We start from the raw sequence: 24,600 nt of genomic DNA, 5'->3' as shown, positions 1-24,600 counted from the left end.
TACCATCCCCCCATGACCACCCACTACGAATCTCTGCAGCAAGCCGCTGCCTACCGCGACGCCTTCAACGTCGAACCGCCTGCCGCTGTAGGCGAGCGCCATATGTGGCCGCGCAAGCCGGGGTTTTGCATCCGGCCGGTGTCCGGCGAGGGCGATGCGCCACCGACCCGCGAACTGCTGCCCGCCCAATGGGGTCTGGTGCCGCACTGGGTCAAGTCGGCGTCCGACGGTAAGCTGCGTGCGCCCAAGCTGGTGAATGCGCGCTCAGAGACGGCCAGCACCACGCAGAATTTCCGCGATGCCTGGCTGCAAAACCAGCGCTGCATCGTGCCCATGCAGGCGTTTTTTGTGGACGACTGGCGCAGCGGAAAAGCCGTGCCCACGCGCATCTCGCGCATCGATGGCAAGCCCATGGGCGTGGCCGGGCTGTGGGCCAGCTGGACCGGGCCGGACGGCGTGCCCTTCCTCAGCTACACCCTATTGACCATCAACGCCAACAACCACGCCCTGATGCGCCGCTACGGCCCCGAAGGCAACGACCGGCACATGCCGGTGATCCTGAACGAAGGCGCGGTGGATGCCTGGCTGACGGTGCGCATCGAAAAGGCCAAGGAATTCATGCGCCAGTACCCGGCCAACTGGCTGGCCGCGAACCCGGTGGAAGACAAGGCGGACAAGGTGCCGCAAGGGCTGTTCTGATGCCGTCCGTAGCACCATTTGCAATAGCCCTTCTCTACCCAAATATCTTGTGGCTGCCAGCCGCGACATGTGATTCAACTAGCTCGATGGGTACCGCTCTGTCATATTGACTGGAACCCCGCGATATTTTTGACTTGGTCACGCGTACGGGATCGGGTTTTAAGTTTGTCGTGACCCCATCCACTTGGGACCGGGCCTCGTCGCAATGCTGCTTTGAATGTTGACTTTTCATCGGCTGGCGTGGAGTCGGATGTGATGCCGCCATGCTTCATTCATTGATGCGATGTTTTTTGTTGGCCGCTATCTCGTGTGACATAACATGCAAAGAGTGGACATAAAAAATTACATATCAATGAAAATATTTACAGTAACCATTAGTGCTTTTCTGCTCGTTGCTTGTGGTGGCGGTGGCGGTGGCGGTGGCGGTGGCGGTGGCGGTGGCGGTGGCGGTGGCGGAGTTTCTAACGTTGAAGCCCCAAGCACGCTTTCTGGGGTTGCCGCTGTAGGCGCTGCTATTGCAAATGGAAGTGTTGTGGCGCACTGTGTCAGTGGCCCAGCCCTTAGCGGAACAACGGATTCAAGCGGTGCCTTTTCGTTGGCATTGACGGCGACACATTTGCCGCCATGTATGCTGCAAGTGAGTGGCGGTTCCCCTTCTGTGACACTGCATAGTTTTGCCACTGCATCTGGTCGCGTCAACATTTCTCCGATTACGGAGTTGGTTTTGTCTCGAGTCCTGGCAGGCAGTCCTGCTGTTGCATTCGGCAGCTTTTCTGCTGCACAGGGTGCATCTATTAATAGCGGGCTTGCTGCGGCCAAATCGTATGTGGCTACGCAAATAGCCGCTATTGCCGGGGCATCCTCCACTATTGATCCTATGAGCGGAGTGTTTGTAGTGGGGGATGCTAATGACAAAGTGTTGGACGCTCTTGGCTTGGCAATGGTCACTGCGGGAAAAACAATTGATGATCTTCGCGTTGGGGCCTCAACCGGTGCCGTTTTATCAGGCATTGTTCCGCCCCTAAATACCTCTGGAACTGGAACTGGAACTGGAACTGGAACTGGAACTGGAACTGGCGGATTTCCACCAGCTCCGAGACCACCCAGTACAACTAGTTCAAAAAATGTTTTCTGGCTAAGAGGGGATGGCTCAATATTTGAGTATTTAACTTCAAATCAGCTTATATATTCAGAAACTCCCTCGTATCAGCCGCTGGCAGTCTCATTGTATAAGTCCATCAAAATTGGTTTTGGTGGCAATGAAGTTGAATTTTTACCCAATAGAACATTGCCGACTATTTATCGTGATCCTTCGACGCAGGGAGGAGCATATGAGTATAAGCTGGGGCTTAATAAAGTTGCCACTAGCGCATGGTTGCTTGATGGTCTTTATCCTGGAATGGTGGTGACCACTCCGGGTAGAGGGTGCTCTCCCGGTATTAATGCTTATTATTTACATGAGGTAGGTATTGATGGAAATGGTCGTGTGTTGAACTTTGCGGCAGATTTTTCGTATAACTGCGGCGGAGGCGACAATCAATTGCAAGGAGTGGTTCGCTACAACTCAACAGTTCCATCGGTACTGCAACAGGTTTTTGCGGTTGCTGGAGCCGACGTTGGTACTGGCGAGGGTAAGTTATTGGTTTTGGATGGAAGCCGCTCTTGGAGTCCTGCGTCCAAGATTGTCAAGGCGCATTGGACGCAAGAGTCTGGGCCGAGTTTGGATTTGAGTCAATGTGCGCAATTGATTTGTAAAACTTATTCCCCATTATTGCCAAATGGAGGTGGAATTTCCAAGCTGAAATTAACCGTTGAGACGGAAAGTGGGTTGACGTCAAGTGACGTTGTATCCGTGATCATGAAATCAAACTTGGATAAGCAGAGTAAATTTGAAGTTTGGGGGAAGGGTTTTATTGCGCGCGGCGATGGTTTGGGGTCTGATAATAATTTTTACGACTCGAGTGCAAAATTCTATGTTCCTAAATATTTGAGTTTGGGTTCGGTTTATGAAAATCAAACTATTGAGCGTGTCAATGTGGCAATTGAAGGGTTGAGTTCATCAGGGAATGTTGGGAGATATAACGTGGCATTGATGAGCCCCAAAGGGAGTACTTTGGCTGCGGGGGAGTATTGGGATTTTGGTACAGGTGGCGGATTTGAGGCCTTTGATGATATTTCTTCAATCGCAATGGATAATGTTGGATCTGGCGCCGCATGCGGGCATCAAATTGGGAACTTGCTGATTGGTGATTTGGATCGAGATCCAAACGATGTTGGAAATATACGAAGCATGTCCGCATTTTTACGTATCAATTGTGTGGTGCTGGGAATTGTCGAGGAAAATTCCAGCTATGCGCGAATTTGGCTGAATCACCAACCCTCAAATATTCCAGTTGCAAAAATATCAGGTTCGAATCAAGTTGTGAGCGGTGGCTTTATTTCGCTTTCTTCTATTAATTCAACATCGACCCGCAGGCTGGATACAAAGGTTTGGAGGTTGGTCTATGGAGCGTCCAATGATTTGTCTGCGATGGTTTTGTCTGACGATGGTGATTACATGCGTGTGAAAGTTGGAAGCAATGTCGCTCGTGGGACCCGATTCGTTTTTGCATTGGACGTGATAGATGCGGCGGGTGAGGCGGGGACTGATTTGTTCTCAGTCGTTGTTCAATAGCTAGAGGTTGCTGGCGTTGGGAGCAGTCTCAAATTTACCGAAAACACGTTCTAAGATGCCGGCCGAACCCGCCTGGATACCCGTGGCCCGCACCGAAATCGGCGTGCACACCTTCGCGCCGGGCCAGAGTAATCCGCGCGTCACCGCATACCACGCGCTCACCAACATCGCCGGTTACGACGACAAGGCTTCGTGGTGCTCGTCTTTCGTCAACTGGACTTTGGCCCAGGTCGGCATCACCGGCACCGGCTCGGCGCTGGCGCGCTCCTGGCTGGACTGGGGCAAAGCCCTGGACCAGCCGGTGCCCGGCTGCATCGTGGTGCTGACCCGCGACGACCCGACGGGCTGGAAAGGCCATGTGGGCTTCTACCTGCGCCATGAAGCAGGGCAGATCGTGCTGCTGGGCGGCAACCAGCTGGACTGCGTGTGCGAAAACAGCTATCCGCTGGCCAGCGTGCTCGGCTACCGCTGGCCGGCGTAACATCCTTGGCTGTCTGCGGGCCGCGCCCACAGCCCTTTTTCCTTCGATCAAGAGGCACTGAGATGCAACGATTTTCCCTGGCCGTTTTGTGTGCGAGCATGGCCCTCGCCTGGATGCCCGCCGCGCAGGCCGAGACCCTGCAGAAGCCCGCACTCGACCGCTTTGCCGCAGCCCAGCAGGCCCAGCCCGCGCCGGACTTCAACGCCTTTCTGGCGGCTGCAGCCCAGGCCAACCCCTGGCTGCAAGCGGATGTAGCGGCCTACCGGGCCAAGGCGGTGTTGACCGGCGACGCGCTGACCAACATCAGCCGCCTGCTCGGTCTGTACAACCGGCTGCACAACCAGACGGCGGTGATTGCCTCCATCGCCCAGATGGTGGCCATCCCGACGGTGCGCGACGACAAGATTCCACCGCACCAGAATCCGAACACCATCGCCTTCGGCACGCTGCTGGAGGCCATGGCCAAAGACTTCGGCCTGCAGTACCGCAATGTGGACAACCGGATTTTCGAGATCAAGCTGGCCGGCCGTGGCCAGGAGGAATTCGGCATCCTGACCCATGCCGACGTGGTGCCGGTGGTGGCCGATGAATGGGTGCTGGACGACGGCACCAAGCTCGACCCGTTCAAGCTGACCCGCGTCGGTGGCTACCTGTACGGCCGCGGCACCATCGACGACAAGGGTTCGATTGCCGCCGTGCTGTATGCGATGAAGTCCGTCAAGGACAGCGGCCTGCCGCTGGACCGCACGATCCGCCTGATGGTCGAAACCACCGAGGAAACCGGCGGCGACGCGATGAAGTACTACCGCGCGCAAAACCCGCTGCCCAACTACAACATCGTGCTCGACAGCAAGTACCCGGCCGTGGTGGCCGAGAAGGGCTCGGGCGCGCTCAAGGTGTTCTTCCCCGCGGTGCCGACCGATGCCAGCAGCACGGCCATCGTCGCCATGGCAGGCGCGGCCGCGGCCAATGCCGTGCCGCAGAACGCCACAGCCCAGTTGCGCGGTGGCAACCTGGTGGCCGTCGCGGCCCAGCTGGAAGCCGCCAAGGCCGCCTTTGTGCAGAAGTACAGTGCCCAGGGCGGCGCGTTCAGCATTGCCATCAGCAGCAGTGCGGACAGTGTGGACATCAAGGTGGTCGGCGTCTCGGCGCATGGCTCGCGGCCCGAAGAAGGCGTGAACCCGCTGCCGCGCCTGGCGCTGTTCCTGCAGGAGTCTGGCGTGCCACTGGCGCGCAACCACTACGCGCGGGCCGTGCAGTACCTGGGCGACCTGTACGGCACCGGCTACCTGGGCGAAAAGATGGGCCTGGGCTACCGCGACGACTTCATGGGGCCGCTGACCTTTTCGCCGAACCTGATCCGCGAGAAAGACGGCAAGCTGGAAGTCACTGCCAATGTGCGCATGCCGCGCGGCCGCACGCCAGCCGAGCTGACGGCCGCGGTGACTGCCAAGGTCAACGCCTGGTCCAGCGCCCAGCAGGCGCCGCTAGAGATCAGCTACGACCAGGGCGACTGGATGGCGCGCGACCCCAAGGGCGCGTGGCTGGCCACGCTGCTGAACATCTTTGGCGACACCACCGGCCTGGAGGCCAAGCCCGTGCCCACCGCCGGCAGCACCACCGCGAAGCTGATGCCCAATGCCATCAACTTCGGCCCCGCCATGCCGGGCAAGAAGTACACGGCGCACAATGCCAAGGAGTTCAAGGAAGTGGTCGACCTGGACGCCGACATGCAGATGTTCACCGAGATGCTGGTGCGCATAGGCAACCTGCCGCAGATGCAATAGGGCAGTAAGGCTTACTGCCACGCGATCGATGAAGTAACTTTGCAAAAGGCTCCCCATGCACCCACGCATTTCCATTGGCATCATCGGCACCGGCTGGGTCGGGGCCAGCGTGGCGATTTCGGTGCTGCAGGCCGGGGCGGCGCAGGAGCTGATTTTGTTCGACGCGCGCGACGGCCTGGCCGAGGGCGAAGCCATGGACCTGGCGCATGGCGCCTCGTTCTACCCCTCGGCCACGGTGCGCGCCGGGTCGCTGGCCGAGATGCTGGACACCCAGGCCATCGTCATCACCGCCGGCAAGAACGGCGCGCCCGGCCAGTCGCGGCTGGACCTGCTGCGCGACAACCTGGCCATACTGCGCGGCATTGCGCTGCAGCTGCGCGGCTACCAGGGCATCGTGGTCATCGTCAGCAATCCTATCGACGTGCTGGTCTACGACTTCACCCAGGCTTCGGGCCTGCCGCCCGAACGGGTGATTGGTACCGGCACCATGCTGGACACGGCGAGGCTGCGGCAGATCTTGGGCCAGCGGCTGGCGCTGGACCCGCGCTCCATCCACGCCCAGGTGCTGGGCGAACATGGCGATTCCGAGGTGGTGCTGTGGTCGGGTGCCGAGGTCGGCGGTGTGCCGCTACGCAGCTGGCCGGGCTGGCAGCGTGCCGACGAGGCGCAGATCGCCCTGCAGGTGCGCCGCGCCGCCTACGAGATCATCCAGCGCAAGGGTGCGACCAACCACGCGATCGGCCTGGTCACCGCGCATCTGCTGCACGGCATGCTGCGCGACGAACGCCGCGTACTGACGGTGACCCGCGTGCAGACCGGCGCGCTGGGTTTGTTCGGCGTGGCCTTGTCTTTGCCCGCGGTGGTGGGGGCGGGCGGCGCGCTGCAGGTGCTGGAGCCAGCGCTGGAGGCCGACGAGCGCACCGCGCTGCTGCGTTCCGCCGAGGTGCTGCGGGCCGCGATTGCGTCGGTGGATTTTTAAGCCTTTTAGGCCGCTAGCGCAGATATTACCTGCGCCAGTAGCTATTTATTCAATAGCAAATCAATTCAACCCGGCTGGCAAGCCTGCCAGGCGGCGACAAAGCCCGCGGCCCGCGTGCGCACCTGGTCGGCCGGTGTGCCGGGCGCGTACAGCTGGCCGCCGATACCAAAGCCGGTAGCGCCGACCTTGACCCAGGCCGCCATGCTCTCGGGCGTGATGCCGCCCACCGGCCAGATCGGCGTGCCGCTGGGAAGCACCGACAGCAGGGCCTTCAAACCAGCGGTGCCCACCTGCTCGGCGGGGAATATCTTCAGCGCATGGGCGCCGGCGTCGAGCGCGGCAAAGGCTTCGCTGGGGGTGGCGATGCCGGGGGCGCTGTACAGGCCGCTGGCGGCGCTGTGGCGTATCACCTCGGGATTGCAGTTGGGCGAGACGATCAGCTTGCCCCCGGCAGCTTTGACCGCATCCACATCGGCGGTGCGCAGCACCGTGCCGGCGCCGACCAGGGCGTCGGCCGGGGCCATGGCCGAGAGCAGGCGTATGCATTCCAGCGCGCCCGGGCGGTTCAGCGGCACTTCCAGGATGCGGAAGCCGGCGTCGAATAAGGCCTGGCCTACGTCCTCGGCCGAAGCAATGTCCAGGCCGCGCAGGATGGCGACCAGAGGGGGGTGGGGTGCGTGCATGGTCAAGCTCCGTGGGTTTGGATGTAATGGAAGCCGCTGAGGATCACCTCGCGCGGCGACAGCACGGTGAGCGCGCTGCCGAGCTGGCGGGCCGCGACCTGGTAGGCCTCGGCCAGGGCGGGTGAGCCGATCAAATGGAATTGCGGCCGGCCGTCGGTAGTCGCGGTATGCGGGTCCAGGTCGCGCAGCACGTCCTGCAGCTCGCTGCCGATCAGCAGGCCGCTGAGGTAGGCCTGGGCCTGGCTGGCCGGCATCGTGCCGGTGACCACGCGGGCACGGCAGGCAAACAGCTGGTGGGCCAGTGCGCCCGGCGCGCCCGCGGCCACGCCGTCGGCAAACGCGGCCTGGCTCCACAGCGGTTCCGTACCAGCGGGTTGGGCGGCTGCGGCCAGCGTGCCGTGGGTCGACAGCAGGGCGAACAACTCGCCCGTCATATAGGTGCGCAGCTGCTCAATGCGGCCGTCGCGCAGCAGCACCCATTTGCTGTGCGTGCCGGGCAGCACAAACCAGCCGTCGCGCAAGCCCATGGCGACTGCGCCCAACAACTGGGTTTCTTCGCCGCGCATCACGTCGGGCTGGCCTGTGGCATCGCGTACGCAGTAGCCGGGCACGATGTGGCGCCGCGCCTGGCCGGGTACCGCGACCAGGTGCTGCGGTATGGCTTCCAGTGCGACTTCCGGGCCGAGATACGGGGCCTCGACCCAACCAAACGCGCTGCCGACCATGCCGGACATGACGACCGGGCTGTCGGCGTTGCTGGTCAGCGAGGGCAGCCAGGCGGCCAGCGACTCGGCGTGGCGGCCCCGGGTAGTGAGCGCGCCCTGGTCGTCGGATGCCTCGGTGCTGCACTGGCCGGCTGCGTCCAGCGCGTATGCGCGGCGGTGGGTCGTGCCCCAGTCCACGCCGATCCAGGGGGTATGAGAATGTGCCATGGTGTTTGTCGCCTCTGTTTTTATGAGATTGTATGATTTATTATGGGCTTATTACACGGTTTCGTGCTTTGGAGTGATGCGCAATGAAGTCCCCTGTCCCCGCGAAAGCCAGTCAAAACACCTCGGCCACCTATACCGGCCGCAACCTGCATGGCCAGGTGGTCAAGGCCTTGGGCCATGGGGTGCTGGGCGGCACCTACCCGGCAGGCGAGCTGCTTCCGAATGAGGAGGAGCTGTGCCGTACGCTGGATGTGAGCCGCACCGCGTTGCGCGAAGCCATCAAGGTGCTGGCGGCCAAGGGTTTGCTGGAGTCGCGCCCGCGCGTCGGCACCTGGGTGCGGCCCGAGTCCAGCTGGAACATGCTGGACCCGGATGTGCTGTCCTGGCGCTGCGCCACCGGGCCGGATGCGCAGTTTTTGCGCCACCTGACCGAGATGCGCGAAATCATCGAGCCCGCAGCGGCCGCCCTGGCGGCGCGCAGCCGCAGCCCTGCCCAATTGGCGGATCTGGAGGCGGCTTTTGCGGCCATGGAAAACGCTGCCGATGTGAACCAGTGGGTCGAGGCGGACTTGGCTTTTCATAGTGCGGTGCTGCAGGCCACCAACAACCCCTTGCTGGTGCCGCTGGCAGCCATTATTGGTAGCGCGCTCGAGTCCTTGCTGGGGATTTCTGCGCGCAAAGCTGGGGGCTTTAACGATGCGCTGCCCGACCACCGCAAGGTGCTGGATGCCATCCGCATGGGCGATGCGCAGCGCGCCTTGCATCGCATGGCGGTGATGCTGTCGGACACGCGCGAGCTGATGCAGCGCTCCGACATGCTGGCCGATGTGCGGGCGGAGGAGGTGGTGCCGGAGGTCTGAAGCCGGGTTCTCAAGGGTTTCCCCTGATCGTAGAATGCAAAGTCATTTGTATGATTTATTAATTCCACGCTTTTGTGACCCCTGAGGCCCATCCATGACCACCGAATCCCCCAAAAAACGCCGTTCCCAGCATTGGTTTGGCGGCACCAGCAAGGACAACTTCATCCACCGCAGCTGGATGAAGAGCGAAGGCCTGCCGGACGATAGCTTTGATGGCCGTCCGGTCATCGGCATCTGCAATACCTGGAGCGAGCTCACGCCCTGCAACCAGCATTTCCGCCAGATCGCCGAGCGCGTGAAGCACGGCGTGCTGCAGGCCGGTGGCATTGCGGTGGAATTCCCCGTGTCCTCGCTGGGCGAGACCCTGATGCGCCCCACCGCCATGCTGTACCGGAATCTGGCCAGCATGGACGTGGAAGAAGCCATCCGCGCCCATCCGCTGGACGGCGTGGTGCTGTTGGCCGGCTGCGACAAGACCACGCCCGCCACCCTGATGGGCGCGGCCAGCGTCGATTTGCCGACCTTGGTGGTGTCTGGCGGCGCGATGCTGAACGGCAACTACCGCGGTGAAGCGATTGGCTCGGGCACCCATGTGTGGAAGTTCTCCGAGGCTGTGAACGCCGGCAAGATGACCTTGCCGCAGTTCATGCAGGCCGAGAGCTGCATGTCGCGCTCCGCCGGCGTCTGCATGACCATGGGCACGGCTTCGACCATGGCCAGCATGGTCGAGGCGCTAGGTGTTTCCTTACCCACCAATGCCGCGATTCCGGCCGTTGATTCGCGCCGCCTGGAGTTGGCGCAGCGCTCCGGCCGCATGATCGTCGACATGGTCGAGCGCGATATGCGCTTGTCGCAGGTGCTGACCCGCGAAGCCTTTGAAAATGCCATTCGCGTCTGCGGCGCCATCGGCGGCTCGACCAATGCGGTCATCCATCTGATCGCCATCGCCGGCCGCATGGGCGTGCCACTGTCGCTGGACGACTGGGATCGCCTGGGCAAGGACATCCCGACCATCGTCAACTTGATGCCATCGGGTGAATACCTGATGGAAGACTTCTACTACGCCGGCGGCCTGCCGGTGGTGATGAAGCGCCTGCTGGAAGCCGGCCTGCTGCATGGTGACGCGATCACCGTCAACAACCGCACCCAGGCGCAAAACGTCGAGCACGCAGAGTGCTTCAACGACAAGGTGATCCGTCCATTGGACAAGCCTTTGGTGGAGCAGGGCGGCCTGGCGATTCTGCGCGGCAATTTGGCACCGCAGGGCGCGGTCATCAAGCCGTCTGCGGCCACGGCCAAGCTGCTGCAGCACCGGGGCCGTGCCGTGGTGTTCGAGAACATCGAACACTACAAGGAACGCATCATGGAGCCGGACCTGGACATCGACGAAAACTGCGTGATGGTGCTGAAGAACTGCGGCCCCAAGGGCTATCCCGGCATGGCCGAGGTCGGCAATATGGGCCTGCCGCCCAAGCTGCTGCAAAAGGGCATTACCGACATGGTGCGCATCTCGGATGCCCGCATGAGCGGCACAGCCTACGGCACGGTGGTCTTGCACGTGGCGCCTGAAGCCGCAGCGGGTGGCACGCTGGCCCTGGTGCAGGACGGCGACGAGATCGAGCTGGACGTGGCGGGCCGTGGCCTGCACCTGCATGTGAGCGACGAGGAACTGGCCCGCCGCCGCGCCGCCTGGGTGCCGCCGCCCGAGCCGGCCTCCGGCTATGTGCGCATGTACCACCGCCATGTGCTGCAGGCCGACCAGGGTGCCGACATGGACTTCCTGGTCGGTTGCCGCGGCGCCGCCGTACCGCGCGACTCCCACTAACTTTTTCCCAAAGATTAGCGCAGTGTCCGCGGTGCGGGTGCTGCGCCAGCCTCACTCCATTTCCGAAGGCCCGCCCGTATGGCACGCATTGATCTGAAGAATGTTTTCAAGTCGTATGGCGACAACCCCGCGACGATCCGTGATGTGTCGTTAAACATCGGTGAGAACGAGTTCTGCGTCTTTGTTGGCCCATCCGGCTGCGGCAAGTCCACCTTGCTGCGCATGGTGGCCGGCCTGGAGACGATCAACCAGGGCGAGCTGCTGATCGGCGGCGTGAAGATGAACGACGTGGAACCCGCGCAGCGCGGTGTGGCCATGGTGTTCCAGAGCTACGCGCTGTTCCCGCACATGACGGTGTTCGAGAACATGGCTTTCGGCATGCGCTTGTCGAAGACACCAGAGGCCCAGGTGCTGCAGCGTGTCAATGAGGCTGCGCGCATCTTGCAGCTCGGCCCGCTGCTGGAGCGCCTGCCCAAGGCCTTGTCCGGCGGCCAGCGCCAGCGCGTGGCGATCGGCCGCGCCATCGTGCGCCAGCCGGGGGTGTTTTTGTTCGATGAGCCGCTGTCCAATCTGGATGCGGCGCTGCGCGTGCAGACCCGTTTCGAGATCGCCAAGATCCACCGCGACTTTGGCAAGGCCAGCACCGTCTATGTGACCCACGACCAGGTCGAGGCCATGACCCTGGCCGACCGCATCGTGCTGCTGAATACCGGCGAGGCGGTGCAGCGCGACGGCAGTGTGGCCCAGTTCGGCCCGCCGCTGGAGCTGTACCACCGTCCGCGCAACAAGTTTGTCGCCGGCTTCATCGGTTCACCCAAGATGAACTTCATCGACGGCACACTGGAATCGGCCAGTACCGAGCTGGCCACGGTGCGCCTGGCCCAGGGCGAGCTGCTGCAGCTCCGTGTCAACGCCAGCGCATTGCCTGTCGGCAGTGCCGTGTCGCTGGGCCTGCGCCCCGAAGACGCCGAAGTCGGCACCGCCACCCAGCACGTGCTGCGTACCGTGCAGTGGCAGGAGCGACTCGGTGAATCCACGTATCTGTACCTGGACAGCGGCACGCCCAGCGACCCTTGGGTGGTCAAGGCGCCGGGCAATGCGTTCGCCCGCGCCGGCGAGCGCGTGGCCGTGTCGCTGCCGCCGCAGCACCTGCATTTGTTTGACGCGCAAGGCCGCGCGGTGGAGCGCACCGTGGCCAACGAAGACTTGCTGCTGTCGGCAGCCATGGCTTGAACCAAGGAACCCCGAAGATGAAATTAGGCGTTTGCTATTACCCCGAACACTGGCCCGAGAGCTGGTGGCCAGACGATGCCCGGCGCATGGTCGAAGTCGGCATCCAGTACGTGCGGATTGCCGAATTCGCCTGGAGCCGCATCGAGCCCAGCCCCGGCGTGTTTGCCTGGGAGTGGCTGGACCGTGCGATTGCCACGCTGCATGCGGCCGGCCTGAAGGTGGTGATGTGCACGCCCACCGCCACGCCGCCCAAATGGCTGGTCGATGCCGACCCCGGCATGCTGGCCGTGGATGCCCATGGCCAGACGCGCGGCTTTGGCTCGCGTCGGCACTACTGCTTCTCCAGTCTCAGCTACCGCGCCCAGTCGGCACGCATCACCACGGCTCTGGGCGAGCGCTATGGCCAGCACCCGGCGGTGGTGGCCTGGCAAACCGACAACGAGTACGGATGCCACGACACCGTGGTCAGCTACAGCGCAGCCGCGCGCCAGGGCTTCCGCGCCTGGCTGCAGCAGCGCTACAGCGATATCACCGCACTGAACACGGCCTGGGGCACGGTGTTCTGGAGCCAGGAGTACCGCAATTTTGAAGAAGTCGATGCGCCTGTGGGCACGGTAACCGAAGTCACCCCCGCGCAGCGCCTGGACTACCAGCGCTTCGCCTCGGACGAGGTGGTGGCGTTTAACCGCATCCAGGTCGACATCCTGCGCCAGCACTCGCCGGGGCGTGATGTGGTGCACAACTTCATGGGTTTCTTCACCGAGTTCGACCACCACACGCTGTCGGCCGACCTGGACGTGGCCACCTGGGACAGCTACCCGCTGGGTTTCACGCAGAACTTCTTCCTCACGCCCGAAGAAAAGCGCCACTACGCGCGCATCGGCCACCCAGATATCGCGTCCTTCCACCACGACCTGTACCGCGGCATGTGCAAGGGCCGCTGGTGGGTGATGGAGCAGCAGCCCGGCCCGGTCAACTGGGCCCAATGGAACCCCGCGCCGCTGGACGGGATGGTGCGGCTCTGGACCTGGCAGGCCTTCGCCCATGGGGCCGAGGTGGTCAGCTACTTCCGCTGGCGCCAGGCGCCGTTTGCCCAAGAGCAGATGCACGCCGGCCTGAACCGCCCCGACCGCACGCTGGACCAAGGCGGCCTGGAAGCCACCCAGGTGGCCCAGGAACTGCGCCAGCTGCAAGCCCATTTGCCGACGACCTACCAGCAGGCGCCCGTGGCCCTGGTGTTCGACTTCACCAGCATCTGGATGGCCAAGATCCAACCCCAGGGTGCGGACTTCAATGCCGTGGAACTGAGCTTTCGCGCCTACAGTATGCTGCGCCAGATGGGGCTGGATGTGGACATCGTTTCCAGCAGCGCCGACCTCGATGGCTACGCCCTGGTGGTGCTGCCCGCCCACCTGCGCGAAGACACAGCCCTGGCCGCGCGCTTGGCCCGCAGCAAGGCCCAGGTGGTACTGGGCCCGCGCAGTGGCTCCAAGAGCGAGGCCCTGGCCTTCCCCGGCAACATGCCGCCCGGCGCGTTTGCCGAGCTGGCCGGTGTCACGGTGCAGCGCGTCGCTTCCCTGCCGCCTGGCCTGGTGGACAGCGTGCACTGGAACGATGGCGGCCATACCGAAGCCAGCCGCTGGCGCGAAGACCTGGCCTGCACCACAGCCGCCCCGGTGGCCGTGTTTGCCGACAACCGCCCGGCTGTGACCCATAACGGCAGCACCTGGTACACCGCCGGCTGGCTGGATGCCGCGGGCTGGCGCCGGGTGCTGGGCCTGGCTGCCCAGGCTGCGCAGCTGACTGTGCAGGATCTGCCGCCGGACGTGCGGACTCGCCGCTGCGGCGACTTGCAGTTCGTGATGAATTTTTCGGGTTCCGAGGTGCAGTTTGCACCGGCAACACACGCGCAGTGCCTGCTGGGTGCGCGTGATCTGGCCCCCCAGGCCGTGTCGATCTGGAAGCTGTAGCTTTCACGTTAGGGCTTCCGTACAACGCGTTTCAAACGCATATTTAGGAGACAAAAGAATGGTGTTCAAACCCGTCAAACAGGTGCTGGCTGCAGCGGCCCTACTGGCTTGCAGTCTGTCGGCCCTGGCCGGTGAGCTGGTGTTCAACAACGACGCATCCGACCCGGCACCGCGTGCCGCGTTCGAGGCGCTGGTGAAGGGCTTCGAAGCCGCCAACCCCGACGTCAAGGTTAAGGTCAACGTGTTCGACCACGAGGGCTACAAGACCTCGATCCGCAACTTCTTGACGGCCGAAGCGCCTGACGTGTGTACCTGGTACGCGGGCAACCGCATGGCCCCGTTTGTCAACGCCGGGCTGTTCGAAGACGTGTCCGATGTCTGGGCCAAGGAAGGCCTGAACGAGAAGCTCAAGTCGGCTTCCTCGGCTATGACCATCAACGGCAAAAAGTGGGGCATGCCCTATAGCTACTACCAGTGGGGCATCTACTACCGCAAGGATTTGTTCGCCAAGCTGGGCATCGCCGAACCCAAGAACTGGGCCGAACTGGTGGCCGCCAGCGCCAAGCTCAAGGCCAACAAGATCACCCCGTTCGCCATCGGCACCAAGGAAACCTGGCCCACCGGCGGCTGGTTCGACTACCTGAACATGCGCGTCAACGGCTATGAGTTCCACATGGACCTGACGGCCGGCAAAGTGCCCTATACCGACAAGCGCGTGCAAGCCGTGTTCGACAAGTGGGACGATCTGGTCAAGCCCGGCTACTACCTGGCCAACCACGCTTCGTACAAATGGCAAGAAGCTTTGCCCGCCTTCATCAAGGGCGATGCAGCCATGTACCTGATGGGTAATTTTGCGGTGGCACCGATGAAGGAAGCCGGCCTGACCGAAGCCCAGCTCGGCTTCATGCAGTTCCCGGAAATCACCCCCGGCCTGCCCAAGGCGGAGGACGCACCTACCGAGTCCTTCCACATCCCGAGCAAGGCGAAGAACAAGGTTGATGCACGCCGCTTCCTGGCCTACCTGTCCAAGCCCGAAGTGCAGGCCGAGATGAACACCATCCTGGGCCAGTTGCCGGTGAACAAGGACGCCAAGATGCCCATGGACACCTACCTGAAGGCCGGCTTCTCCATGCTGTCCAACGCCTACGCGCTGGGCCAGTTCTATGACCGCGATGCGCCGGCTGAAATGGCCAAGGCCGGCATGGACGGTTTTCAGCAATATATGGTGAAGCCGGGCGAGCGCGCCAAGATCCTGGAGCGCCTGGAGAAGGTGCGTAAGAGCGTTTACAAGTAATCCCGCCCCGGGAGGCTCGTGAGGGTCTCCCGGTCAGGAAACTGCATGATGACCCCATCCTCCGAACCCATTGCTCCACTCGCCCCACCCGCTGCCAGCTGGTGGTCCAAACACCAGATCAGCGTGGTGCCATGGCTGTTTCTGCTGCCCGCGCTGGTGATGTTCGGCGTGTACGTGATCGGCCCGATCTTCGAGTCGATCGCGCTGAGTTTTTACGACTGGGACGGCTTGGGCACGCCCAAGTACATAGGCTTTGGCAACTACGTAGAGCTGGCTGGTGACGAGGACTTTTATATTGCGCTGAAGAACAATGTGATCTGGTTCTTCGGCTTTTTGCTGGCGATTCCCGCGGGCCTGGGCCTGGCTCTGTTGTTGAACCAGAAGGTGTTCGGCATCCGCCTGGCGAAGTCGCTGTTTTTCTTTCCGTTCGTGATTTCGCAGGTGGTGATCGGCCTGGTGTTCAGTTGGTTCTACGACCCCACGAACGGCGTGCTGCTGCACGTGATGGGCTTCTTCGGCATGGAGCCTATCGCCATCCTGTCAGACGACACCTTGGTCACTTACGGCATCGTCATCGCCGGCCTGTACCCGCAGATCGCCTACTGCATGATTCTGTACCTGACCGGCCTAAACAACCTGCGCCCGGACCTGATCGAAGCCGCGCGCCTGGAAGGCGCCAAGGGCTGGACCATGCTGTGGAAGATCGTGCTGCCCCAGCTGCGCCCTGCCACCTTTATCGCCGTGGTGGTCACCGTGGTCGGCTCGCTGCGCAGCTTCGACATGGTCTCCATCATGACCCAGGGCGGGCCCTTCGGCCAGTCGCGGGTGCTCGCCTACTACATGTATGAGAAGGCCTTGAGCGAATACGGCTACCGCATGGGCTATGGCACAGCTATCGCCACAGTGCTGTTTTTACTGATGCTGGTCTACATCATTTTTGTCCTGCGTAGAGTCTACAAACAAGAGCAGGAAACCGAATAATGTTCCCTACCCCGATCCAAAAAACCAGCCTCACGACCCAGCTGCTGTACCGCCTGGGCCTGCCCGTGGCCATGCTGGTCTGGCTGCTGCCCATCATTGCCGTGGCGGTTACCTCGATTCGCGGCGCCGCTGACTTGAACACCGGCAACTACTGGGGCCTGCCCACCGAATGGCGGCTGGTCGAGAACTACTCCGCGGTGTTCAGCAAGACCCCGCTGGCGGCCTACATCATCAACAGCTTTCTGGTCACCATTCCCACCGTCATCGGCGCGGTGACGCTGGCCTGCATGGCCGGCTTTGCGCTGGGCGTGTACCGCTTCAAGCTGAACCTGCTGGTGTTCTTTTTGTTCGTGGGCGGCAATTTCGTGCCGTTCCAGATTCTGATGGTGCCGGTGCGCGACCTGAGCCTGCGCCTGGGCCTGTACGACAGCATCACCGGGCTGGCGCTGTTCCACATCGCTTTCCAGAGCGGTTTTTGCACCTTCTTTATGCGCAACTTCATCCGCGAGCTGCCGCGCGAGCTGATCGAGGCCGCGCGGGTCGAGGGCGCGTCAGAAATCCAGATCTTCTTCAAGGTGGTATTGCCCCTGGTGCGCCCGGCGGTGGCGGCGCTGGCGGTACTGGTGTTCACCTTCATCTGGAACGACTACTTCTGGGCCACGGTGCTGATCCAGGGCAACCACGCGATGCCGGTGACCGGCGGGTTGAAGTCGCTGAACGGCATGTGGGTGGCGCAGTGGCATCTGGTGTCGGCCGGCTCCATCGTGGCTGCCATGCCGCCGGTGCTGATCTTCTTTTTGATGCAAAAACACTTCATCGCCGGTCTGACCTTCGGTGCCACCAAGGGCTGATGGCGATGTCCCGTTTGCTGCGCCTGGATGGGCAGAACGTCTCGGTGGTGCTGGAATTTGCGCTCGGCCAGATGCCGGTGTGGCGGCATTTTGGCGCGCGGCTGCCAGATACGCTACTGCTGCATGCCTGGCCGGCGGCGCGGCTGCAGCGCCTGGCGCCGGGCACGTTGGACCGCCTGGGTGGCCTGCCCGTGCTGCCCTGCTTTGGCAATGGCGAGCTGGGCGCGCCGGCGCTGCGCGTGCACCGCGCCGGCCTGGACGCGGTGCAAGATTTGCGCGCCACCGGCTTCGCCCAGCCCGATCCGCAGACCCTGCAGCTGACGCTGGAGGACGCGGTTGCCAGCATCTCGGTACAGCTCTTTCTGCATCTGTGCGCCGACAGCGATGTGCTCAGCCTGCACAGCGTGCTGCACAACACCGGTAGCACGCCGCTCACCCTCGACCATCTGGCCAGCGCTACCGTACCGATGCCGGCTGCGCTGCAGGAACTGGGCAGCTTCCACGGCCAGTGGTCGCATGAATTCCAATGGACCCGGCAGGCCGTGCCCCAGGTGGGCTGGCAGCGCGACAACCGCAGCGGCCGCAGTTCGCACGAGGCGCCGCCTGCAGTGTTTGTGCTGGCCAGCGATGCGGGAGAGCACACCGGCGAGGTGGTGGCCGCGCAGCTGGCCTGGAGCGGTAACCACCGCTTCGCGCTGGACCGCGCCGACGACGGCCGGCTGAATTTGCAAGCCGGCGAATGGTTCGCCCCGGGCGAGGTGCAGCTGGCACCCGGCACCAGCCTGGCGACCCCGCTGCTGCACCTGGGTTGGTCCAAAGCTGGTTTGAACGGCGCCAGCGCCCGGCTGCAGCGCTATATCCGCAGCCAGGTGCTGCAGTGGCCCGGCGGCCGCATGCGGGCCCGGCCGGTGCACCTGAATACCTGGGAGGCGGTGTACTTCGACCACCAGGCCGATGTTTTGTTCGACCTGGCGCGGGCCGCGGCCAGCGTGGGCGTAGAGCGTTTTGTGCTGGACGACGGCTGGTTTCCGGCCCGCAAGGACGACCGCGCCGGCCTGGGCGACTGGTGGCCCGATCCGGCCAAGTATCCCGAGGGCCTGGGCCCGCTGATCGCCCATGTGCACAGTCTGGGCATGGAGTTCGGCCTGTGGGTCGAGCCCGAGATGGTGAACCCCGACAGCGAGCTGTTCCGCGCCCACCCCGACTGGGCGCTGCAGCTGGCAGGCCGTGCACTGGTGCTGGGCCGCAACCAGCTGGTGCTGGACTTGTCGCGTCCCGAGGTCAGCGCCTACCTGTTCGACAAGCTTCACGCGGTATTGGCCGCGCACCCGATTGCCTATCTCAAGTGGGACATGAACCGCATCTTTGCGCACGCCGCGGGGCAGGACGGCCGCCTGGCCATGCGCAGCCAGATCCCGGCCCTATATGCGCTGCTGGAGCGGCTGCGCGCCGCCCATCCGCAGCTGGAAATTGAAACCTGTGCGTCCGGCGGTGGCCGTGCCGACCTGGGCATGTTGCGCCACACCCAGCGCCTGTGGACCAGCGATAACAACGACGCCGTATCCCGGGTGGCGATACAGAGCGGCGCCGCGCGCCTATTCCCGCTGGAGCTGATGGGCAGCCACGTCGGCCCGGCCCCGGCCCATGCCACCGGCCGCAGCCAGAGCATGGCTTTCCGCTGCGCCGTGGCCTGCTTTGGCCACATGGGCGTAGAGGCCGATGTGCGCCAACTGGGCGAGGCCGACCGCGCCACCCTGGCGCACTGGATCGCGCTACACAAGTCGCTGCGCGAGGTACTGCATAGCGGCCGCTTCAGCCAGGGCCGCACGGTGGATGGCGTGGTCTGGTGGCTGGTCCAGACGGCTGGGCAGGCAGTGCTCGGCGTGTTCACCGTCTCGCCACCCAATTACAGCTACCAGCCCGGCCTGCGCCTGCCGTCCTTGGCCGGTAGCGGGGCCTGGCAGGCGCGCCTGCTGGGCAGTGCCGGCCAGGCACGGGCGCGCGGCGATGCGCCTGACGTGTGGGGCGATGCCTTGCGCAGCGGCGGCGGGCGGGTGCAGGGCGAGGAACTGGCCCAGGTGGGCTGGCCAGTGCCGGTGATGCACCCCGAGTCGGCTCTTGTTTATTCATTCTCCAGCGTGCCTGCCTCAGAGGGCTGAGCAGGCACGCGTTTTTTTATTCAGACAGACCAAGGAGCATTGCTTTGAAAACCGCACATTACCCCAGCCTGGAGGGCCGCAGCGTGTTCGTCACCGGCGGCAGCTCGGGCATCGGTGCCGACATCGTGGTCGGCTTTGCCCGCCAGGGCGCCAAGGTGGCGTTCACTGGCCGGAATGCCGAGTCGGCCGCCAAAGTGGTGGCCGAGGCCAGCGCGGTGGGCCCTACGCCGCTGTTCCTGCAAAGCGAAGCCTCCGATGTGGCGGCGCTGCAGGCGGCGATTGCCCAAGCGGCCGGCGCCCATGGCGACATCAACGTGCTGGTCAATAACGTGGCCAACGACCAGCGCCACGACATCATGTCCGTGACGCCGGACGACTTTGACTGGCGCGTCTCCGTCAACCTGCGGCCGCACTTCTTCGCCGTGCAGGCCGTGGTGCCGGGTATGCGGCGCCTGGGCGGCGGGGTCATCGTCAATCTAGGCTCGACCAGCTGGAAGATCAAGGGCAAGGGCTACCCGGTGTACGCCACCTGCAAGTCGGCCACGGTAGGCCTGTCGCGCAGCCTGGCGCGGGATCTGGGGCCGGACAACATCCGCGTCAACACTCTGACCCCCGGCTGGATCATGACCGAGAAGCAGCTGACCCAGTGGGTCGACGCCGAAGGCGAGCGCGCCATGGACGACAACCAGTGCCTGCCCGGCCGCATCGTCGGTGCCGACATCGCCAACATGGCGCTGTTCCTGGCGGCCGACGACAGCAGCATGGTCACCGCCCAGGACTTCGTGGTGGATGCGGGTTGGACCTGAGGCCTGAATTCTTGTTTTAGAGCCAAAATACCACTAATTAAACAGCCTGCCAGCGCATATTCAATATGCGCTGGCAGCTATCTTTTTAGTAGTTGAAAACTGTAGCACCCTGCGCACTATGCCCCTGCCCTGTACCGCCACCCCCATCTGGCCCGCGAACCTGCAACTCGGCGAGGGCACGCTCTGGCATGCCGCCAGCGCACGCTTCTTCTTTGTCGACATCCTGGGCCAGGCAGTGCACGCCTGGGCGCCCAGCACCGATACCCGCCAGACCTGGCTCGTGCCCGAAAAGGTGGGCTGGTTGGTGCCTTGTGCCGATGGCCAGGCCTTTGTGGCCGGCTTCCAGTCGGGCTTTGTGCGCCTGACCCTGGAGCCCGAGCTGAAGATCGAGCGCCTGGGCTCGCCGCACCCCGACCAGCCGGGCCTGCGCCTGAACGACGCCAAGGCCGATCCCGCCGGCCGCATCTGGGCCGGCTCCATGCACCATGAAAACCCCCAGCAGCCGCTGGGCCAGCTGGCCTGCCTGCACCCCGACGGCCGCATCGAGATTGCCGAGCGCAACATCCACATCGCCAACGGCCCGGCGATTTCGGCCGATGGCACGGTGATGCTGCACACCGACAGCCTGCTGCGCAGCATTTACCGCTACACCCTGGGTGCCAACGGCCAGCTGCAAGGCAAGAGCCTGTGGAAGCGCTTTGCGGTTGAAGAGGGCGAACCCGATGGCATGACCTTCGACGCCGAAGGCCATCTGTGGGTGGCGTTCTGGGGCGGTGGCTGCCTGCGCCGCTTCAACCTGGCCGGCGACGAGCTGCAGCGCATCAACCTACCCGCCAGTCAGATCACCAATGTGGCGTTCGGCGGCGAGAACCTGGACCTGATGCTGGTCACCAGCGCCCGGGCCGGCCTGTCGGCCGAGCAACTGTCCGAGCAGCCGCTGGCAGGATCGGCCTTTGTGTTGCGCACCGGCGTGCGCGGCCTGGTGCCGGCGGTCTGGGGTTAACCGCTGGTCGCTATTTAAAAGATAGCTTATCGCGCTGATTTAATCAGCGCTGCAGGCACTTTTTCTGCTGATTTTCCTTCCGCAGCCAATGCTGCCACCATCTGACCCAGCCGCGCAAATGCGTGGTCGATCTCGGGCGTGAACGGCCAGCCGCAGTTGACCCGCAGATGGCTCTCGAAGCGGTTCGAATTGGTGAAGATGGTGCCGGGCGCGATCACCATGTTTTCGGCCAGCGCCGCGTGGAATAGCGCGGTGGCCGAAAGCTGGTGCGGCAGCTCGACCCACAGCGACAGGCCGCCGCGCGGCACGGTCAGCCGGGTGCCGGGCGGGAAGTAGCTGGCCACTGCCTGGGCGGTCTGGGTGCGCTGCGTGGCCAGGATGCCGCGCAGCCGGCGCAGGTAGCGGTCATAGGCGGCCGAGCCTATGAAGCTGGCGGCGGCACGTTGCGCCAGCCGCTCGTTGCTGCGCGAGGCAGCGAACTTCAGCATCTCCACCCGCGCCTGCCAGCGCCCGGCGCTGACCCAGCCCAGGCGCAGGCCGGGTGCCAGGCTTTTGTGCAGCGAGGCGCAGTACACCACGTGGCCGCTGTCGTCCCAGGACTTGATGGCGCGCAGCGGCTCTTCGCGCAGCACGCTGTCGTCCACCAGCGCGCTGTAGGTATCGTCTTCGATCAAGGCCACATCGTGCTGCTGGCACAGGCGCAGCAGCGCCTGCTTGTGGGCGTTGGGCATGATGCTGCCGGTGGGGTTTTGCAGGTAGGGGATGACCACCACGGCCTTGATGCGTTGGGTGTTGCGCAGCGCCAGCTCCACTGCGTCCACCGAGATGCCGGTGCGCGGGCTGGTGGGGATCTCCAGCGCCTTCAGGCCCAGGCTTTCCAGGGTCTGCAGCAGGCCGTAGAAGGTGGGTGACTCCACCGCAATCGTGTCGCCGGGTTGGGCTACGGCGCGCAGCACCAGGTTCAGCGCCTCGGTGCAGCCATTGGTGACCTGGATGTCGTTGGCCGACAAGTGCATGCCGGCGCCCATGGCGCGCTGGGCCAGCACTTCGCGGAATTCCAGGCAGCCCTGTGGCGGCGCGGCCCGCACCAGCTGCTCGGGGTCTTGCCGCAGGCTTCGCTGGGCGGCCAGGTTTAGCGCTTGGCTGGGATACAGCTCGGGCGCGCAGCGGGCGGTGGACAGATTGGTCTTGAAGCGCTGCATGCGGCCCAGCGCCAGGAATTCCGACACCTTGGTGTGGATGCCCACGTACTGGGCTGGGTCGGGTGCGCGCTGCATCGGTGGGTCGTTCACCGGCGCCAGCCGCGAACGCTCGGGTGTCCGCACAAAGTAGCCTGAGCGCGGCCGGGCCTCCAGCGTGCCTTCGCTCTCCAGCAGACGGCAGACCTGCATGGCGGTGGACAGGCTGACCGCATGCTGGCGCATCAGCTCGCGCAGCGAGGGCATGCGCTGGCCCGGCAGCAGGCTGCCGGCCTGGATGGCGCTGCGGTAGTGCTCGGCCAGGCTTTGGTATTTGGGCGGGGAGGCGTGGGCTGCGGGCATGGTCATAGGCCCTCCATCATGCGGGGCCGGGGGTGGACTGAACAGGTACAGACGGAAGCAAAACAGACCATAACAGATGCGCATTTTCTGAACTGTTGCGTAACAGATGGCGGCGGTCTGTGGCTGTTCGATGGCGGCTGGAATTTCTACGCTACAGCTACTTTCACAAAGAGGTCTTGTATGCCGCTCCTTACTGCCCTTACTGCCCTTACTTCCCTAAGGCCCCTGTTGACCCTGCACTTGCCGGCCGCACAGCGCAGCTGGCAGCCGCTACCGCGGGGGGCGGAGATCATGGTCGCCGAGGGCGCTGTATGCGTGCACCGGCGCGAGTACCTGGCCGGGCTGTGGGTGGATGCGCCGCTGCTGCTGCGGGCCGGAGAGCGGCAGCGGCTGGCCGCCGGCTGGGTCGAGATAGAGGCGCTGGCCGCTGCGCGGGTGGTGGTGTCTACCCGTAGCCGGTGGACCTGGCCTGCGGCCCTGGCGCGGCTGTGCTTCGGGCGGACGGCGCGGTCGGCGTAGCCGGCAGGCTAGGAAGCGCCCGACCGGGCTTTCTTGCGGGCTTCGTAGCGGTGCATCAAGGGTGTCACGGAAATGCCGTGCACCACGATGGAGGCCACGACCACGCCCACGGTGATCGACAACAGCTGCTCGGCCTGCGCGGGCTGCAGCCCGTGGGTAATGGCATACAGCAGGTAGTACAGCGAGCCTATGCCGCGTATGCCAAACCAGGCCATCAGGCGGCGCTGCGCACCCAGCACCTTCGTGCCCAGCAAGCCGGTAAATACCGATAGTGGGCGTACCAGCAGAAACAGCAGGGGAATGAACCACAGCAGTTCAGCCCGGAAGCGCACCGTCGCCAGCAGCACGCCTATGGCCAGCACGATGCCGACTTCTACAAAGCGCTCCAGCTGGCTGTTGAAGCGCTGCACGGCCAGCATCATTTCGGCCGGCGTGGGTGGGGCTGGCTCTAAGTCGGGCGTGGACTCGCTGGCCGGGGCGGCTGCTTTTTCGCCAACCCGCTGCAACGCCAGCCCGGCGGCAAACACGGCCAGAAAGCCGTAGGTCTGGCAGGCCAGCGCCAGGCCATAGGTCAGCGCAATCAGGCCCAGGGCGATGAACTCGTCGGCATCCAGCGCCTCTTGGTGGCGGGTGCGCAGGTACAGGATCGCATGGCCGAGCAGTGCGCCCATCAGGCTGCCCAGGGCCAGGCCGCCGGCAATCGCCCACAGTACATCGACCGCGGCCCAGCGCCAGCCATTGGCGCCCAGGTCGTGCAGGCCCAGCAGGCCCAGGCCCAGCATCACCACCGGGAAGGCAGTGCCGTCGTTCAGGCCACCTTCGCCGGTCAGGCCAAAGCGCAGGCGGTCCCCGTCGCCCGGGTCGGACAGTTGCACGTCCGAGGCTAGCACCGGGTCGGTGGGCGCGAGGATGGCGCCCAGCAGCACCGCGGCGCCGGGTGGCAGGTCCAGCAGCCAGATGCCGATAGCGGTGACCGCCGCAACGGTGACCAGCATGGACACGGATGCCAGCCGCAGCGGAATCCACCAGCGCCGGTCTTTCAAAGGCAGCTTCAGCTTCATGCCGGCGGTGAACAGCGAGATCAGTACCGCCACCTCGGTCAAGCGTTCCAGTAGCTGCGTGTCTTTCAACGCATCCAGCTTCCACAGGCCCAGGCCCCAGGGGCCGATGGCGATGCCCACGCCCAGGTACAGCATGGCCGAACTCAGGGGCAGGCGGCTGATGAACGAACCGCCCAGCGTCATGGCGATCAGCAGCGCCCCCACCACGATGCAGCCCAGGGTGAAGGCGGTAGGTCCATTCATGGCTGCAGGCGCTTGGCGC

The 24,600-nt window shown here is 63.9% G+C and carries 20 protein-coding genes; 16 read left to right on the top strand and 4 right to left on the bottom strand.

All coding sequences use genetic code 11. The features are described 5' to 3' along the window. Positions 1–12: 12 nt before the first annotated feature. The 5 genes from BLT66_RS13830 (at position 13) to BLT66_RS13815 (ending at position 6,620) form a co-directional block, all read left to right on the top strand. Positions 13–699, top strand: a complete 687-nt coding sequence (locus BLT66_RS13830; RefSeq protein ID WP_092758457.1) for an SOS response-associated peptidase — start codon at positions 13–15, stop codon at positions 697–699. Between the two features lie 319 nt (positions 700–1,018). After that, positions 1,019–3,373, top strand: coding sequence for a hypothetical protein (locus BLT66_RS26480; RefSeq protein WP_176955052.1), 2,355 nt, complete (start codon positions 1,019–1,021; stop codon positions 3,371–3,373). 55 nt (positions 3,374–3,428) lie between these two features. Further along, positions 3,429–3,854: a TIGR02594 family protein gene (locus BLT66_RS13825; protein ID WP_092758281.1), complete on the top strand. Its 426-nt coding sequence runs from the start codon at positions 3,429–3,431 to the stop codon at positions 3,852–3,854. 62 nt (positions 3,855–3,916) lie between these two features. Beyond that, on the top strand, positions 3,917–5,641 hold the full coding sequence (locus tag BLT66_RS13820; protein ID WP_092758280.1) for a dipeptidase: 1,725 nt from the start codon (positions 3,917–3,919) through the stop codon (positions 5,639–5,641). A gap of 55 nt (positions 5,642–5,696) precedes the next feature. Continuing rightward, positions 5,697–6,620, top strand: a complete 924-nt coding sequence (locus tag BLT66_RS13815) for an L-lactate dehydrogenase (protein ID WP_092758279.1) — start codon at positions 5,697–5,699, stop codon at positions 6,618–6,620. A gap of 65 nt (positions 6,621–6,685) precedes the next feature. On the opposite strand, the gene BLT66_RS13810 is transcribed toward BLT66_RS13815, so the two are convergent. After that, on the bottom strand, positions 6,686–7,303 hold the full coding sequence (locus BLT66_RS13810; protein ID WP_092758278.1) for a 2-dehydro-3-deoxy-6-phosphogalactonate aldolase: 618 nt from the start codon (positions 7,301–7,303) through the stop codon (positions 6,686–6,688). Positions 7,304–7,305: 2 nt separating this feature from the next. After that, positions 7,306–8,235: a 2-dehydro-3-deoxygalactonokinase gene (locus BLT66_RS13805; RefSeq protein ID WP_092758277.1), complete on the bottom strand. Its 930-nt coding sequence runs from the start codon at positions 8,233–8,235 to the stop codon at positions 7,306–7,308. A gap of 83 nt (positions 8,236–8,318) precedes the next feature. On the opposite strand from BLT66_RS13805, the gene BLT66_RS13800 reads away from it, so the two are divergent. The 10 genes from BLT66_RS13800 (at position 8,319) to BLT66_RS13755 (ending at position 21,217) form a co-directional block, all read left to right on the top strand. Then, on the top strand, positions 8,319–9,095 hold the full coding sequence (locus BLT66_RS13800) for a FadR/GntR family transcriptional regulator (RefSeq protein WP_092758276.1): 777 nt from the start codon (positions 8,319–8,321) through the stop codon (positions 9,093–9,095). 94 nt (positions 9,096–9,189) lie between these two features. Then, the gene (locus tag BLT66_RS13795; protein WP_092758275.1) at positions 9,190–10,920 is read left to right on the top strand and encodes an IlvD/Edd family dehydratase; all 1,731 of its coding nucleotides are present in this window, start codon (positions 9,190–9,192) and stop codon (positions 10,918–10,920) included. 78 nt (positions 10,921–10,998) lie between these two features. Beyond that, positions 10,999–12,153: an ABC transporter ATP-binding protein gene (locus BLT66_RS13790; RefSeq protein ID WP_092758274.1), complete on the top strand. Its 1,155-nt coding sequence runs from the start codon at positions 10,999–11,001 to the stop codon at positions 12,151–12,153. 17 nt (positions 12,154–12,170) lie between these two features. Continuing rightward, entirely contained in the window at positions 12,171–14,123 is a 1,953-nt protein-coding gene (locus BLT66_RS13785; protein WP_092758273.1) for a beta-galactosidase, read from the top strand. A 58-nt stretch (positions 14,124–14,181) separates the two neighbouring features. Next, positions 14,182–15,417: an ABC transporter substrate-binding protein gene (locus BLT66_RS13780; protein ID WP_092758272.1), complete on the top strand. Its 1,236-nt coding sequence runs from the start codon at positions 14,182–14,184 to the stop codon at positions 15,415–15,417. Positions 15,418–15,462: 45 nt separating this feature from the next. Next, complete coding sequence (locus tag BLT66_RS13775) at positions 15,463–16,398, top strand: carbohydrate ABC transporter permease (RefSeq protein WP_218922610.1); 936 nt, start codon at positions 15,463–15,465, stop codon at positions 16,396–16,398. Then, positions 16,398–17,249 (top strand): carbohydrate ABC transporter permease, encoded by an 852-nt coding sequence (locus BLT66_RS13770; protein ID WP_092758271.1) that lies wholly within the window; start codon positions 16,398–16,400, stop codon positions 17,247–17,249. Before BLT66_RS13775 ends, BLT66_RS13770 begins: the two co-directional genes overlap by 1 nt. Positions 17,250–17,254: 5 nt before the next feature. Beyond that, positions 17,255–19,408, top strand: a complete 2,154-nt coding sequence (locus BLT66_RS13765; RefSeq protein WP_218922609.1) for an alpha-galactosidase — start codon at positions 17,255–17,257, stop codon at positions 19,406–19,408. Between the two features lie 44 nt (positions 19,409–19,452). Further along, positions 19,453–20,214: an SDR family NAD(P)-dependent oxidoreductase gene (locus BLT66_RS13760; protein WP_255406899.1), complete on the top strand. Its 762-nt coding sequence runs from the start codon at positions 19,453–19,455 to the stop codon at positions 20,212–20,214. A gap of 118 nt (positions 20,215–20,332) precedes the next feature. Next, positions 20,333–21,217 carry an SMP-30/gluconolactonase/LRE family protein gene (locus BLT66_RS13755; protein WP_092758269.1) on the top strand — a complete coding sequence of 295 codons (885 nt, stop codon included), beginning with the start codon at positions 20,333–20,335 and terminating at the stop codon, positions 21,215–21,217. Positions 21,218–21,243: 26 nt separating this feature from the next. Here BLT66_RS13755 and BLT66_RS13750 read toward each other — a convergent pair whose 3' ends face one another. Further along, positions 21,244–22,764, bottom strand: coding sequence for an aminotransferase-like domain-containing protein (locus tag BLT66_RS13750; RefSeq protein ID WP_255406898.1), 1,521 nt, complete (start codon positions 22,762–22,764; stop codon positions 21,244–21,246). Between the two features lie 174 nt (positions 22,765–22,938). Here BLT66_RS13750 and BLT66_RS13745 point away from each other — a divergent pair, with 174 nt between their 5' ends. After that, positions 22,939–23,277, top strand: coding sequence for a hypothetical protein (locus BLT66_RS13745; protein WP_143029218.1), 339 nt, complete (start codon positions 22,939–22,941; stop codon positions 23,275–23,277). Between the two features lie 8 nt (positions 23,278–23,285). Here the strand turns inward: BLT66_RS13745 and BLT66_RS13740 are convergent, their stop codons facing one another. Beyond that, positions 23,286–24,581, bottom strand: a complete 1,296-nt coding sequence (locus tag BLT66_RS13740) for a cation:proton antiporter (protein WP_092758454.1) — start codon at positions 24,579–24,581, stop codon at positions 23,286–23,288. Positions 24,582–24,600 lie beyond the last annotated feature (19 nt).

Source organism: Rhodoferax sp. OV413 (genome assembly GCF_900104385.1).
Lineage (GTDB): Bacteria > Pseudomonadota > Gammaproteobacteria > Burkholderiales > Burkholderiaceae_C > Rhodoferax_B.
This window is presented reverse-complemented; position numbering and strand designations above follow the sequence as displayed.

Coding starts and splice junctions, on each gene's coding strand:
- BLT66_RS13765 (WP_218922609.1), top strand. CDS start 17,255: ATGTCCCGTTTGCTGCGCCTGGATGGGCAGAACGTCTCGGTGGTGCTG.
- BLT66_RS13780 (WP_092758272.1), top strand. CDS start 14,182: ATGGTGTTCAAACCCGTCAAACAGGTGCTGGCTGCAGCGGCCCTACTG.
- BLT66_RS13805 (WP_092758277.1), bottom strand. CDS start 8,235: ATGGCACATTCTCATACCCCCTGGATCGGCGTGGACTGGGGCACGACC.
- BLT66_RS13790 (WP_092758274.1), top strand. CDS start 10,999: ATGGCACGCATTGATCTGAAGAATGTTTTCAAGTCGTATGGCGACAAC.
- BLT66_RS13825 (WP_092758281.1), top strand. CDS start 3,429: ATGCCGGCCGAACCCGCCTGGATACCCGTGGCCCGCACCGAAATCGGC.
- BLT66_RS13770 (WP_092758271.1), top strand. CDS start 16,398: ATGTTCCCTACCCCGATCCAAAAAACCAGCCTCACGACCCAGCTGCTG.
- BLT66_RS13800 (WP_092758276.1), top strand. CDS start 8,319: ATGAAGTCCCCTGTCCCCGCGAAAGCCAGTCAAAACACCTCGGCCACC.
- BLT66_RS13785 (WP_092758273.1), top strand. CDS start 12,171: ATGAAATTAGGCGTTTGCTATTACCCCGAACACTGGCCCGAGAGCTGG.
- BLT66_RS13795 (WP_092758275.1), top strand. CDS start 9,190: ATGACCACCGAATCCCCCAAAAAACGCCGTTCCCAGCATTGGTTTGGC.
- BLT66_RS13820 (WP_092758280.1), top strand. CDS start 3,917: ATGCAACGATTTTCCCTGGCCGTTTTGTGTGCGAGCATGGCCCTCGCC.
- BLT66_RS13745 (WP_143029218.1), top strand. CDS start 22,939: ATGCCGCTCCTTACTGCCCTTACTGCCCTTACTTCCCTAAGGCCCCTG.
- BLT66_RS13810 (WP_092758278.1), bottom strand. CDS start 7,303: ATGCACGCACCCCACCCCCCTCTGGTCGCCATCCTGCGCGGCCTGGAC.
- BLT66_RS26480 (WP_176955052.1), top strand. CDS start 1,019: ATGCAAAGAGTGGACATAAAAAATTACATATCAATGAAAATATTTACA.
- BLT66_RS13740 (WP_092758454.1), bottom strand. CDS start 24,581: ATGAATGGACCTACCGCCTTCACCCTGGGCTGCATCGTGGTGGGGGCG.
- BLT66_RS13815 (WP_092758279.1), top strand. CDS start 5,697: ATGCACCCACGCATTTCCATTGGCATCATCGGCACCGGCTGGGTCGGG.
- BLT66_RS13750 (WP_255406898.1), bottom strand. CDS start 22,764: ATGACCATGCCCGCAGCCCACGCCTCCCCGCCCAAATACCAAAGCCTG.
- BLT66_RS13755 (WP_092758269.1), top strand. CDS start 20,333: ATGCCCCTGCCCTGTACCGCCACCCCCATCTGGCCCGCGAACCTGCAA.
- BLT66_RS13830 (WP_092758457.1), top strand. CDS start 13: ATGACCACCCACTACGAATCTCTGCAGCAAGCCGCTGCCTACCGCGAC.
- BLT66_RS13775 (WP_218922610.1), top strand. CDS start 15,463: ATGATGACCCCATCCTCCGAACCCATTGCTCCACTCGCCCCACCCGCT.